Annotated in this window: 14 protein-coding genes and 2 pseudogenes; 6 read left to right on the plus strand and 10 right to left on the minus strand. The window is 63.2% G+C overall.

Annotated features, from left to right (window positions below):
* Positions 1–288 precede the first annotated feature (288 nt).
* Complete coding sequence (locus tag EOB80_RS33245; protein WP_127332202.1) at positions 289–927, minus strand: TetR/AcrR family transcriptional regulator; 639 nt, start codon at positions 925–927, stop codon at positions 289–291.
* A 99-nt stretch (positions 928–1,026) separates the two neighbouring features.
* On the opposite strand from EOB80_RS33245, the gene EOB80_RS33250 reads away from it, so the two are divergent.
* The 3 genes and pseudogenes from EOB80_RS33250 to EOB80_RS33260 all read left to right on the plus strand — a co-directional run.
* The gene (locus EOB80_RS33250) at positions 1,027–2,037 is read left to right on the plus strand and encodes an NAD(P)-dependent alcohol dehydrogenase (protein WP_127332204.1); all 1,011 of its coding nucleotides are present in this window, start codon (positions 1,027–1,029) and stop codon (positions 2,035–2,037) included.
* Positions 2,038–2,070: 33 nt separating this feature from the next.
* On the plus strand, positions 2,071–2,517 hold the full coding sequence (locus tag EOB80_RS33255) for an OsmC family protein (RefSeq protein WP_127332206.1): 447 nt from the start codon (positions 2,071–2,073) through the stop codon (positions 2,515–2,517).
* 16 nt (positions 2,518–2,533) lie between these two features.
* A pseudogene (locus EOB80_RS33260) lies at positions 2,534–2,917 on the plus strand (nuclear transport factor 2 family protein); the annotation flags it as partial.
* 102 nt (positions 2,918–3,019) lie between these two features.
* Here EOB80_RS33260 and EOB80_RS33265 read toward each other — a convergent pair.
* From EOB80_RS33265 to EOB80_RS33295, 7 genes and pseudogenes are all read right to left on the minus strand, one after another.
* A pseudogene (locus tag EOB80_RS33265) lies at positions 3,020–3,630 on the minus strand (LysE family translocator).
* An 81-nt stretch (positions 3,631–3,711) separates the two neighbouring features.
* Complete coding sequence (locus tag EOB80_RS33270) at positions 3,712–4,032, minus strand: YkgJ family cysteine cluster protein (RefSeq protein ID WP_164762822.1); 321 nt, start codon at positions 4,030–4,032, stop codon at positions 3,712–3,714.
* Between the two features lie 55 nt (positions 4,033–4,087).
* The gene (locus EOB80_RS33275) at positions 4,088–4,255 is read right to left on the minus strand and encodes a hypothetical protein (RefSeq protein ID WP_127319514.1); all 168 of its coding nucleotides are present in this window, start codon (positions 4,253–4,255) and stop codon (positions 4,088–4,090) included.
* 1 nt (position 4,256) lies between these two features.
* Entirely contained in the window at positions 4,257–4,664 is a 408-nt protein-coding gene (locus EOB80_RS33280) for a hypothetical protein (protein ID WP_013532398.1), read from the minus strand.
* Positions 4,664–4,891 carry a hypothetical protein gene (locus EOB80_RS33285; RefSeq protein WP_013532399.1) on the minus strand — a complete coding sequence of 76 codons (228 nt, stop codon included), beginning with the start codon at positions 4,889–4,891 and terminating at the stop codon, positions 4,664–4,666. Before EOB80_RS33285 ends, EOB80_RS33280 begins: the two co-directional genes overlap by 1 nt.
* Before the next feature lie 364 nt (positions 4,892–5,255).
* Positions 5,256–5,465 (minus strand): cold-shock protein, encoded by a 210-nt coding sequence (locus tag EOB80_RS33290; RefSeq protein ID WP_010915421.1) that lies wholly within the window; start codon positions 5,463–5,465, stop codon positions 5,256–5,258.
* Positions 5,466–5,890: 425 nt separating this feature from the next.
* Complete coding sequence (locus EOB80_RS33295; RefSeq protein WP_164762819.1) at positions 5,891–6,544, minus strand: glutathione S-transferase family protein; 654 nt, start codon at positions 6,542–6,544, stop codon at positions 5,891–5,893.
* Positions 6,545–6,741: 197 nt separating this feature from the next.
* On the opposite strand from EOB80_RS33295, the gene EOB80_RS33300 reads away from it, so the two are divergent.
* Positions 6,742–6,921, plus strand: coding sequence for a CsbD family protein (locus EOB80_RS33300; protein ID WP_027037831.1), 180 nt, complete (start codon positions 6,742–6,744; stop codon positions 6,919–6,921).
* Positions 6,922–6,978: 57 nt separating this feature from the next.
* On the opposite strand, the gene EOB80_RS33305 is transcribed toward EOB80_RS33300, so the two are convergent.
* Positions 6,979–8,109, minus strand: coding sequence for a metallophosphoesterase (locus tag EOB80_RS33305; protein WP_164762823.1), 1,131 nt, complete (start codon positions 8,107–8,109; stop codon positions 6,979–6,981).
* A gap of 110 nt (positions 8,110–8,219) precedes the next feature.
* On the opposite strand from EOB80_RS33305, the gene EOB80_RS33310 reads away from it, so the two are divergent.
* Positions 8,220–8,813 (plus strand): hypothetical protein, encoded by a 594-nt coding sequence (locus EOB80_RS33310; protein WP_127332214.1) that lies wholly within the window; start codon positions 8,220–8,222, stop codon positions 8,811–8,813.
* Between the two features lie 20 nt (positions 8,814–8,833).
* On the opposite strand, the gene EOB80_RS33315 is transcribed toward EOB80_RS33310, so the two are convergent.
* Positions 8,834–9,514, minus strand: a complete 681-nt coding sequence (locus tag EOB80_RS33315; protein ID WP_127332228.1) for a TetR/AcrR family transcriptional regulator — start codon at positions 9,512–9,514, stop codon at positions 8,834–8,836.
* A gap of 96 nt (positions 9,515–9,610) precedes the next feature.
* On the opposite strand from EOB80_RS33315, the gene EOB80_RS35750 reads away from it, so the two are divergent.
* On the plus strand, positions 9,611–10,110 hold a 500-nt coding region (locus EOB80_RS35750; RefSeq protein WP_245466504.1), incomplete at its 3' end, for an NIPSNAP family protein.

A 10,110-nucleotide genomic window follows, 5' to 3' on the forward strand; every position in this document is an offset into this window, starting at 1 on the left:
CACCACCGAAGCCATGATCGCGGAGGCTCCGAAGAAGGAGTCGGCTGGCGGCGGCGGCATGCCTGGCGGCATGGGCGGCGGCATGGGCGGCATGGGCGGTATGGATTTCTAATCCAGCCAATCTGGCTAAGCTTACGGAAAGGGCGCCGAAAGGCGCCCTTTTTGTTCTGCCAGGACGTTTACTTCACTAATAGCACTGCCAGGACTTGAATTGGGGCGACACACCGCGCGGAACGCTTGGCGCGACATTGAACTAATGTTTCCGCTGGCATCAGGCGCGTCGCGACATCAGGACCCCGGCGATGATGGTATCTCGGCCGCGGAAATCGCCGTGTCGCGATTGCGGCCTGCTCCAGCGAGCACCGCCTGCTCGATCAGCGCTGCGACCTCATCGGCCACAGCCTGCACCGGGGCGCGGTCGTGGGTGGCGCGGGCGATCACCATCAGCCCCTCCAGCGACGATTCGACCAGCAGCGCCAATGCATGCGCGCGGCGCTCGGGCACCCCTGCCCTGACGAAGGCGTCCCGCAGCAGGCCTATCCACTGTTCGAAGGCCGAGCGGCACAACTCCGCCAGTTCCGGCACGTCGGTGGGCGAGTCCAGCACGACAGGCGCGATCGGACAGCCGAGCGAAAACTGGTTGTCTTCCAGCATGCGTCCCACCGACTGGTAGATATGATGGACAGCCACCGCCGGATACTTTTCGGCAGCCAGCGCTTCGCCCAGCCTCTCCGTCACGTCGGCAACGCTGGCGCGCGTCACCTCGATGACCAGTTGGTCCTTGCCGCCGGGAAAATGGAAGTAGAGCGAGCCTCGCGGCGCGCCGCTGGCGCTCAATATGTCATTGAGCGAGGTGCCGTGATAGCCGCGCTGCCTGAGCAGCAATCCGGTCGTCTCGAGTATGCGGGCTCGTGTGTCGTTCGCCATGTCAACCTCTGTCAGGAGAGGTCATTATAGCCCTTGCGCGAAATATGACAATCGGTCTACATAATATGTAGATCAGTCTATATATGTCTGAGGTTCGAAATGCGCAGCTATCGGCTTGAAGGATCCGGCGGAACCGAATGTCTGGCGCTGCACGACGAGCCGGGGCCGGAGCCGAAACCGCATGAGATCGTGCTGCGCGTTCGCGCCACCTCGCTCAACCGGCGCGATACGATGATCCTCAACGGCACCTATCCGCTGCCGCCGCGCCAAGGCGTCGTTCCGCTGAGCGACGGGGCCGGTGACATTGTCGCCATCGGCGATACCGTCACCCGCTTTGCTGTCGGCGACCGCGTGACCGGCAGCTATTTCGCCCGATGGATCGACGGCCGCATCCATGCCGGGCTCGTCGACCAACTCGGCTGCACGCTGGATGGCATGCTGACCGAATACGCCGTTCTCGACCAACAATGGGCGGTGCGCTTGCCCGATCATCTCGACTGGCATGAGGCGGCAACGCTGACCTGTGCCGGCCTGACCGGCTGGAATGCCGTGACGGGCGCCGGAATTCCGAAGCCCGGCCAATGGGTTCTGGTCATCGGCTCGGGCGGCGTCTCGCTCTTTGCACTGCAGTTCGCCAAGCTGCTCGGCTGCCATGTCGCCGCCGTCACCTCGCGCGGTGAGAAAGCGGACAGGCAGCGGGCGCTGGGCGCCGACCTGGTGATTTCGACATCGGATATGCCGCAATGGGGCGCGGCTGTCCGCGACCAGACCGGCGGCATCGATCTCGTCATCGAGACCGGTGGCCCGGCGACCTTCGCCCAGTCGCTGATCGCCAGCACGCTTTACGGGCACATCGTGCTCTTGACGCTGCAGGATGCGAAAGGCGGATCGATCCAGTTGCCGGCGGCACTCTACCAGCGCAGCCTCGCCACCATCAGCCGCCTGTTCGTCGGCAACCGGACCAATCTCGAAGCCATGCTGCGCGCCGTCTCGCAGCATCGCCTGCGGCCCGTCATCGACAAGGTCTTCGCCTTCACCGAGGCCGGCGATGCCTACCGCTATTTCCAGCAGGGCGACGTCTTCGGGAAGGTGATCATCGACGGCGCCTGACCCATCAAGTCCTCAAACCAAGGGAGAACGACAATGACAATTCGTGAAGCCTCGGCCAAATGGCAAGGCACGCTGAAGGAAGGGGCGGGCCGGCTGCGGCTCGGCAGCGGCGTCTTCGAAGGCGCCTATTCCTTCCCTTCGCGTTTCGAGAACGGTCCGGGCACCAACCCGGAAGAGCTGATCGCCGCAGCGCATGCAGGCTGCTTCTCGATGGCGCTGAGCGCCATACTGGGCGGCGCCGGCCATGTTGCCCGCAATATCCACACGATGGCCAAGGTGCATCTCGGCGCGACCGCGGCCGGGCCGACGATCACCCGGATCGAACTCGAAACCGAGGTGGAGGCCGCAGGACTCGCCGCAGATGAATTCGAGCGCCTTGCACAATCCGCCAAGACAGGCTGCCTCGTCTCGCGGGGCCTTGCCGGCGTGTCTCAGATCACCCTCAAGGCAACGCTCGTTGAAGCCACCAAAGGCCAATGAAGCCAGGAGAAAGAAGATGACACAGGAGCTTGTCATGGACGCAACCGCGTACGATCTGTCCCAGCAGACGGCCGAGATCATGCGGCGCTACAACGACGTATTCCAACGCCATGATCCCTCGGCACTCGCCGAACTGGTGGCTGAGGATTGCGTGATCGAGAACACCGTGCCGGCGCCGGACGGCGCTCGTTTTGCCGGTCAAGCGGCGTGCGTCGGGCTTTGGACGGCGATAGCAACCCAGGCCGGCACGCGCTTCGATGTCGAGGAAACCTTCGTTGCCGGCGACCGGGCAACGATCCGCTGGCGCTATTTCATGGCCGACGGCAATTCGCTGCGCGGCGTCAACCTCATGCGCGTGGCCGACGGGCGGATCGTCGAAGCGATGGGCTATGTGAAGGGGGTAGCGCGCCCGAGCAATTTCCCGAAAGCGCATAACGCCTTTTCGCCCGGAATAGCGCAACAAGCGGAGCGGATCAGCGGGACTGAGCCGCTCCCCGTGGCTCTACCGATCCGCCAGCGCCAGCTTCGCGCCAAGCATGACGAAGGCGCCGGCGAAAGTCCGGCGCATCCAGGTCAACACCATTGGCCGCGAGACGACGTGGCTGCGGATCGAGGCGGCGAAGATGCCGTAGCCGACGAAAACCACGAAGGTCAAAAGCATGAAGACGGAACTCAGCTCCAGCATCTTCGCAAGCGCGTTGGGCTCCGTGGTGCTGACGAATTGCGGCAGGAAGGCGAAGAAGAAGATCGAGAGTTTCGGATTGAGCACGTTGACGAGGATGCCGGTGGCAATCACCTTGCCGGCCGAACGCGGCGTCACATCCTGGTCGACGCTGAGGCCGCCATTTTCCTTGAGTGTGTTCCAGGCCATGTAGAGAGGTAGGCGACGCCGAGATATTTCAGCGTCTCGAAGGCGAGCGCACTGGTGTGCAGCAGCGCCGCCAGGCCAGTGATGGCAGCGGCCATGTGCGGGATGATGCCGAGCGTGCAGCCGAAGGCGGCGATGACGCTGGCTCGCGCACCGCGCGAGAGGCCGGCGCTCAGCGTGTAGAGAACGCCGGTGCCGGGCGAAGCCACGACAATCAGGGACGTCAACAGAAATTCGATGCTCACGATGGTTCCTCCGGCACCCTACCCAACCAGGAAGGTATCGGGCTGCGGGTCGGCGCACAAGCGGAGGCGATTGGAGATTGGCTACACCGGTAACCCGAGCGCCTGGCGTGCCATCAGGCACTCCTCGTCGCCGGGCATGCAGGCGCGACAGACGTCCGGCCGGACGTCGTAGATGCCGCAAGCGGTCGACTTGCCGATCTCGCCGGACAGCGCCGAGCAGCGCACGCCCTCGCAGCGCATGCCTGACAGGTCAGATGCGACATATTTTTCCGGGATACGGTCGAGCTGTGCGTCATCCTCGGTGGAAAAGCGCGGCCACTCGGCCGAATAGGAACAGCAGGCACCGCAGCTTTGGCAATCGAAGGTGCCGTGTTGCGACGGCAAAACGCTCGCGGCGGTCACCAGGGCGGACAGCCCCGGCGCGGCGGGGTTTTGATCGGCGTCTTGCGGCAAGGCGCTATTTCTTCTTAGCCGTCTTGCCCTTCGGCGAATCCGCCGGCGACTTGAACAGATCGGTCGCGGCCTCGGTGGCGTCGCCTGCTTTCGGCGCAGCAACCGGCTTGGCCGGTTTTGCCGCAGCACCCGAGGCTGCCGTCTGATCCTTGGAGGAGAATTTTATGGCCATGTCAGTCCTCGTCGGCGAAGCGCGATGATGGGGCGCGCGGATTGCGCAGGCGGCCGATCAGCGCCGAAACGGCCGTGATGTTCATTTCCTCGGGCGACCAGTTTTTCACCGCCTCGATGTGATGGGCCGCCAGCTCGCGATGCGTGCTGCCGCTGTAGGCGGCGTCCTGATAAGTCACCCGCTCATGGGTCTTGGCGTCTTCGCGGACATATTCGATCAGGTAGTTCGGGCATTCGGCGCGGCCACGCACGCCGACGCGCACCTGGGCATCACCGTGGGCACGCTTGCAGCGTTCGAGCTTTTCCAGCACACGCCGGACGAATTCGACCGGCTTGTCGAGGCCTTCGACCATATCGGCAATGGTTGCGTCGGCGGCGATCGGTGTTGGCGGTACGCGTTTGGTAGCCATCAGCGTCTTCCGGCCCGCTTCGGCAAAGCGGCTAGCGCGGCGGCGGCGGCCATCTCGTCGGCCTCCTTCTCCAGCCGCAATTCGCGCAGACGCGCGGTCTTGGCTTCACGTGCCTCGCTGACGGCGTCGCGCTCGGAATTGATGCGGTTGAGCGACATCGACTGGGTTTGCGTCTTGCTGAACAGGGACACGGCCTGATCGACGGTTGTCTTTGAACTGGTGGTCAAATCTTTCTCCTGTCAGGAGCCTGTGCCGATGGAGCGAGACCGGGTCTTCGGTCAGGATCACGCACAAAGCAATACGCGCGGCGAATTCAAATTGCTGGAGCGTCCCTTAGCACGTCCAGGCTGGCGCGCAGCGCACTTTCGGCGGCGAGGCCCGCAAAATGAAAAAGGCCAGGCACCGCCTGACCTTCCGTAAGGCGCCGCGCAACCAGATGACCATCCAAAAAGGATGCACCGGGATGCACGAAACGCCCCTCTCATGCGCATGATATGCCGTGGAAACTCAGGTCTCCGCGGCCATGCGCCCGAATTCGCCACTCACCGGTGCCAGTACATCCGTGGTCACCGGGAGAGCTGAATTCTTTTTTCAGGCCGCCTTCAACTGGTCGGCGGACATCTTGCCCGACTTGTTGTCGCGGACCATCTCGTAGCCGAGCTTCTGGCCCTCGACGATGTCGCGCATGCCGGCGCGCTCTACGGCCGAGATGTGGACAAAAACGTCGGCCGAGCCGTCGTCAGGCTGAATAAAACCAAAACCTTTGGTGGCGTTGAACCATTTAACTGTGCCGGTGCTCATGACGAACCCTTTCCATGGCAAATATTCGTTCGACGCCATGCGGATGCACAACGTCGTTTGTCCCGATTTTTGATGTGGGAAGTTCGTCAAAGGCGCGCTCGAAAGCGCGGATAACAAAAGTCAGTCAAACAAATATCGACGATTTGCTTATAGGCTTCTTTTGGCGCGCTGTCAAATTTGCATCAAGCCACAGCTGCGGAATTCTCCCAAACCACCTGGCCAAAACACCTGGCATGACGGCAAATCGGGCACCAAACAGCGCGCTTGCGCCAACTTGAGAAAAGTTTTCCGGCATCCAGGAACCATCTGCGCAGACGCGCATTTATTCGGTGTCATCAGCAGTTCATGAGAGCAATCGAATAACAGTTGATGGCAAAGACGCCCCCCGCACGATAAAAGGTGCGAGGGGCGTTTTCGTTTGGATCCTATTCGTCCGGACCGGGTTCCGGCCACGTCTCCCTGGCCGCCTCGGCATACCAGTGGCGCATCGCCGGCGTTGCCAGCACGGCGTCGACATAGGCGCGCGTATCCGGCGCCAGCGTGCCGCCATAGGTGTCGAAACGGGTGACGACAGGCGCATACATGGCATCGGCCGCGGTGAAGTGGCCGAACAGGAACGGGCCGCCCTTGCCGTATTTTTCCCGGCACTGGCGCCACAGCGCCTCGATGCGGGCGCGTTGCGCCTCGCCCTCGGCGTCGAGCGGCTTGTGGGCCTTGGGCCGACGCAAATTCATCGGCCAGCCATAGCGAACCTCGCGAAAGCCGGAATGCATCTCGGTCGCAGCCGAACGCGCCAGCGCACGGGCGTCGATATCGGCCGGCCAGAGCTTTTTTTCGGGAAACAGGTCGGCAAGATATTCAAGGATGGCAAGGGTTTCCCAGACGATCTTGCCATTGTGATTCAGCACCGGCACCTGACCTGTCGGCGACACTTTCGCCAGATTGGCAAAGGTGTCAGGCGTGCGCAGCCGCACGAAACCTTCCTCGAACGGGATCTCCAGATGCCTCATCGCCAGCCATGGCCGCAGCGACCATGAGGAGAAACACTTGTTGCCGATATAGAGCGTAAATTCTGCCATTTTTCTCCCCGCACGCCTGGCCATCCAATATCATGGTCGACGTGTGTTCACAGCCTAGCCCACCAGCCTTGCCCCAAGGCGGCGGCCGCGCGACCTGATCTGCCGTCCGGGCGACGCCTGGAACCTAACCGGCGCCGGCTCGTTAGCTACCCGCAAATGAATTCCCCTGAATTCAAAATCCCGGGAGATGCGCAAAAATGGTGAACAAGGATCAGGTCGCGGGCGTGGCCAAGCAGGTCAAGGGCTCGGTCAAGGAAGCCGCGGGCAAGGCGACCGGCAACAGGCAGACCCAGGCCGAAGGCACGGGCGACCGGATCGCCGGCAAGGTGCAGAAGGCCTATGGCGACGTCAAGGACAAGGTCAAGAAGGCGCTCTGATCCGACATCGAGAAACGCGCTTTATCGAGGGAAAGGCGGCCGCGAAGGCCGCCTTTTTCATGTGCTCCAGCCCTTGCTGAAAGCATTGGTGAAGGCAACCTCGCCATGATCGCCGGTCGCCTCGCCCAGCACCACGTCCATGCCGTCGCTGGTCACCCTGGCCAGCGCGAAGCCGCCCATATAGGCAGCCTTCGGCTTGAACAGGTCGATCCCGTCCCTGCGATAGATCAGCGGCGTTTCGTGCTGGTGGCCGTGGAAAATGCCGACGACATTGTAGCCCTTCAGCGCCGCCAGCAACGCCTGCCGGTCGGCCTCGCTCCACCAATGCGGCGCACCGGTGCCGTCATCATCGAAGTGGCTCTTGGCGGCATCCCAGCGTTCCACCGAAAAAGTGTCCCAGCCATAATGCTGGAACAGGACGACCGGACGGCCGTCCGCCGCATAGGTCGCCAGGTCCTGCTTCAGCCATGGCAGGCTGCTCTCGGCGCCGTGGCCGGTATCGCCGGCGAAACGATGCGTCTGGATCAGATGCAGGCCGCCCCAGTCCCAGGAGTAGCAGTCGGTGTCGACATCATAGTCGGTGGCCGGCACCGGCGGCTTGAAGAACACGCCGGCGCGATGGTTGACCTCGACATAGTCGCGCAGTTCGCGCCGGTACCAGTCGACATGGTGCGGCGGCCCGTTCTGGTCGAGATCATGGTTGCCGAGCCCGACATAGACCGGCATGTGCACGCGATCCGGGCCGACGCCCTGGCTGTAGCGCTGGCTGAACTGGAGCAGTTGGGTGCCCTCGCTCGGCTGCGTGATCTGGCCGCCGCCATCGTCGGTGACGTCGCCGCCGACGACGAGGCCGAGCGGCGTGCCTATCTTGCCGGCGGAACGCAGGCCGGTGGCGACGCCATTGATCTCGGCCGGCCAGTCCTTGTCGCCAAGCGCATTCAGCACCGCCACGTTGCGCAGCAGCGCGGCGTCGGTCTTGCCTTCCTGCAGGCAGTTGGGACTCAAGCCGCTCGCCATGCGGCAGGCATGGACATCGGCGATGAACAGGAAGGTGGCGTCGATCGCCTGGACGCGTTGCCCGGTCTGGCCGAAGGCCGGCCGCGGCAAGGCGCCGGCCGCGGCAAATCCCGCAGCCTGTACCAGGAAGTTGCGTCGGGAAAGCGATCCAGTCGAACGGCGATTCATCATCTGCTGATTCAGCATGGACAGCGGCCGGTCGTCCAGCGCCTCTGCGCCATCATCGACATGACGCCACGGGTCTGGCATGTCTCGCTTGCGCAAGCGGAGGAGGACGAAAGATGAAAGCCGCACCTATCTGCATGATCCTGGCCGCGATGCTGTGCGCGAGCACCGCGCATGCCGCCGGTTGCGTCGATGCCAAGTCCGCCAGGAAGGGTTTCGTTCTGGCGAGACCCGGCATCCACAGCGAATTTCGGCCCGTGGCCGGCGGGATGATGTCGGTTATCAACACCTACGAATCGCAATCGCCGCAAACCCAATATTTGTTCGCCGGCCTGATCGAGGTGTTTCGCGACAGCGACACCGGCCGGCAGGCGATGATCCCGTTTTCCGATCTGCGAAAGCTGTTCCCGCTGAAGGCGGGGGCAAAGGCCACGATAGAGTTCGTCGAGTTGTCGCCGAACAAGCCGCCGAAGGGCACAAAGACGCTGAGCCTTGTCGTCAAGGGCAAGGAGACATTCAGTCTGGGCGACTGCAAATACAATGTCCTGGCGGTCAAGGAGACCTTCAAGAACGGCGCCGGCGAGACGCTGGATTCATTCACCGCCCTTTATGCGCCCGATCTGCAAGCCGCGCTCGCGCGGCGCTACGATGAAGGCACCAGTTCGGAATCCGTCAACGGCTACGAGACGATCAAGCCGCTGGCCGAGTAGCTGAACCAAAGCCCGGCGAGTCAAGGGGTTCTCGGCCGTGGCAGTATCCTGTTGCGTCGCCTGGCAGCCGATCCGCCCTGCGATGGCGACGGCGCGCTGCGCTCCAGCCCCGCCAGGCAATCCCGCAGCACACCGGCATCCTGCGCCGTCTTGGCCATCGACATCGCCCCGGAATAGGCGGCGACCGTCAGCGCGGCGAAGCGTTCGGGGTCCGTGCCCTCGTCCTTGCCCACCTGCTGGTCGGCACGCAGCTTGTCGGCAATCGCGCGCCGCCACCCGGCAAAAATCCCGGCAAGGGCAGTGCGAAAATCGGGATCGGCAAGCGACAGTTCGTGCGCCAGATTGTTGAGCGGGCAGCCGCGCACGAAACCCTGCTGCTCCAGTTCCGCCGCCACGGCCTCGAACACCGCGCGCACGCCCTCGCGCGCCGATGCCGCCGCCAGCACCGGCGCGATCCATGTCTCTTCGACCGCTGCCGCCACACGCTCGTCGATCACAGCCAGCGCCAGCGCCTTCTTGGTCGGGAAGTGGTGATGCAGCGCGCCGCCGCTGACATCAGCCGCCGCCATCAGGTCGCCGATGCTGGAGGCGTGATAGCCGCGCGCCTGGAACGCATCCTCGGCGACATCGAGCACTTTCTTGCGCATGCCTTCAGGGTCGTTGGTGCGTTTTCCCGGGCGCGGTTTTGGCTGGACGGTCATCTCTGCTGACATTGCCGAACTTTAGCATGTTGACAAAACAGGACAACCGGTCTGTTTTACAAAACAGGACGATCACCCTGTTTTGGAGAATGTCGGATGAACCTGCCCCAGAACGTCGCGACGAAACCCTCAGCGCTCGCTTCGCCTGTCGTCGAGCTTCGGCAATACACGCTGAAGCCTGGTCGGCGCGACACGCTCATCGGCATCTTCGACGGCAAATTGATCGAGGGCCAGGAGGACGCCGGCATGACCATCATCGGCCAGTTCCGGGACCTCGATCGGCCTGACATGTTCGTCTGGATGCGCGGCTTCGACGGCATGGATGCGCGGAAAAATGCTCTCGCCGCTTTTTATGGCGGGCCGGTCTGGGCGGCGCACAGCCATGCGGCCAACGCAACGATGATCGATTCCGACGATGTGCTGCTGCTGAAGCCGGCGTGGCCCGCCGCCGGCTTCGACCTCGCGGGCAAGCAGCGGCCAAGCCTGGCCGACGATAAAAAGCCCATTCAAAACAAACCGCTGACCGGCATCGCTGTCATCGAGATTCATCATTTGCAGCCCGGCACGGAGGCAGATTTCGCCACTCGCTTCGAGAC

The sequence above is a fragment of the Mesorhizobium sp. M7A.F.Ca.MR.245.00.0.0 genome, from assembly GCF_003997415.1.
Lineage (GTDB): Bacteria > Pseudomonadota > Alphaproteobacteria > Rhizobiales > Rhizobiaceae > Mesorhizobium.

Bases quoted from the DNA above. Each gene is read 5' to 3' on its own strand.
- EOB80_RS33245 (WP_127332202.1), bottom strand. From the start codon at position 927: ATGGCGAACGACACACGAGCCCGCATACTCGAGACGACCGGATTGCTG.
- EOB80_RS33250 (WP_127332204.1), top strand. From the start codon at position 1,027: ATGCGCAGCTATCGGCTTGAAGGATCCGGCGGAACCGAATGTCTGGCG.
- EOB80_RS33255 (WP_127332206.1), top strand. From the start codon at position 2,071: ATGACAATTCGTGAAGCCTCGGCCAAATGGCAAGGCACGCTGAAGGAA.
- EOB80_RS33275 (WP_127319514.1), bottom strand. From the start codon at position 4,255: ATGGCCATAAAATTCTCCTCCAAGGATCAGACGGCAGCCTCGGGTGCT.
- EOB80_RS33280 (WP_013532398.1), bottom strand. From the start codon at position 4,664: ATGGCTACCAAACGCGTACCGCCAACACCGATCGCCGCCGACGCAACC.
- EOB80_RS33290 (WP_010915421.1), bottom strand. From the start codon at position 5,465: ATGAGCACCGGCACAGTTAAATGGTTCAACGCCACCAAAGGTTTTGGT.
- EOB80_RS33295 (WP_164762819.1), bottom strand. From the start codon at position 6,544: ATGGCAGAATTTACGCTCTATATCGGCAACAAGTGTTTCTCCTCATGG.
- EOB80_RS33300 (WP_027037831.1), top strand. From the start codon at position 6,742: ATGGTGAACAAGGATCAGGTCGCGGGCGTGGCCAAGCAGGTCAAGGGC.
- EOB80_RS33305 (WP_164762823.1), bottom strand. From the start codon at position 8,109: ATGATGAATCGCCGTTCGACTGGATCGCTTTCCCGACGCAACTTCCTG.
- EOB80_RS33310 (WP_127332214.1), top strand. From the start codon at position 8,220: ATGAAAGCCGCACCTATCTGCATGATCCTGGCCGCGATGCTGTGCGCG.
- EOB80_RS33315 (WP_127332228.1), bottom strand. From the start codon at position 9,514: ATGACCGTCCAGCCAAAACCGCGCCCGGGAAAACGCACCAACGACCCT.